A 1096-nucleotide genomic window follows, 5' to 3' on the forward strand; every position below is an offset into this window, starting at 1 on the left:
ATTATATATAACTGACTAGTTTCTTCATCTTCTGTGCTTATCCTCTCAAAATCTTGTCCATACTGGTTCCAAGGACAAGAAAAAGGAGCGGATTATGAATGAAACGTTTGACGATTACAAATACACATGGCCTTACGGTTACTGACTTGCGGATACAAGAAAAACAGGAAAGCAATGCATTTTTTCGCACACGTATTATGGCTGTGCGTCTCGTCATGCAAGGGAAATTGGGCAAAGAAGCAGCCGAGATTTGTGGGATCCATCGCCAGTCTGTTTCCGAATACGTAAAACGGTTTAATGAAGGTGGCATGGACCTCCTTCTTGAGCGTAAAATGGCACCGGGACGCGCATGTTTTCTAACGGACGACCAACAACAGGCGCTCAAAGAAATCATTCTAACGAGCACACCGACGGATCAAGGCTTGGGAAGTGCTGTGTCCTGGACTACACCAGTCATTCAGGAATATTTGCGTCGTACGTATGATGTAGAAATGTCGACTACAGGTGTTTTACGCATGCTTTGGCGGTTGAAGTTAAGTTATACCCGTCCGACCTACACACTCAAGGAGGCAGATCCCAAGAAACAGCGTATGTTCCGACATCAAATTACCTTGATTAAAAAAAACTGCTGAATGACGACATGGTTCTTCTCTATCAAAATAAGACGCATGTGCGAGCGTATCAAAGTCTACACGCTACTTGGTCACAACGGGGATCGCAAAAACAGATTCCAACTTACGGTCATCATGCCAGCGTAACCGTTTTTGGAACAGTAAACGCCCAAACAGGAGAAGTAGTACATCAGACGGCGTCTTCCTGTTTACAGGAAGACTTTTTGTCATTCCTCTTCTATGTGCTAAAGCAATATGAAGATAAGTTTGTGGTCATGGTCATCGACAACGCTCGCATTCATAAAAGCAAATCCGTACAAAACTTCTTGCATGAACAGAAAGAGCGGTTGATGTTCGTACACCTTCCACCGTACTCACCGAATCTGAACCCAATTGAGAGACTGTGGAAATGGTTAAAACAACAGGTCATTGCCAACAGATTTCATCCGACACAAGCATCCATAAAAGAGGCAGTACAAGGCTTT

2 protein-coding genes are annotated in these 1096 nt (G+C 43.8%); both read left to right on the top strand.

Features of this window, described 5'->3' with window-relative positions; genetic code table 11:
• Positions 1 to 98: 98 nt before the first annotated feature.
• Positions 99 to 632 (top strand): helix-turn-helix domain-containing protein, encoded by a 534-nt coding sequence (locus tag MR076_RS25870; RefSeq protein WP_242225424.1) that lies wholly within the window; start codon positions 99 to 101, stop codon positions 630 to 632.
• A gap of 38 nt (positions 633 to 670) precedes the next feature.
• On the top strand, positions 671 to 1096 hold a 426-nt coding region (locus MR076_RS25875; protein WP_242225425.1), incomplete at its 3' end, for an IS630 family transposase.

This window comes from Bacillus cereus group sp. BfR-BA-01380 (genome assembly GCF_022663535.1).
GTDB lineage: Bacteria > Bacillota > Bacilli > Bacillales > Bacillaceae_G > Bacillus_A > Bacillus_A cereus_BB.

Coding starts and splice junctions, on each gene's coding strand:
- MR076_RS25870 (WP_242225424.1), top strand. CDS start 99: ATGAAACGTTTGACGATTACAAATACACATGGCCTTACGGTTACTGAC.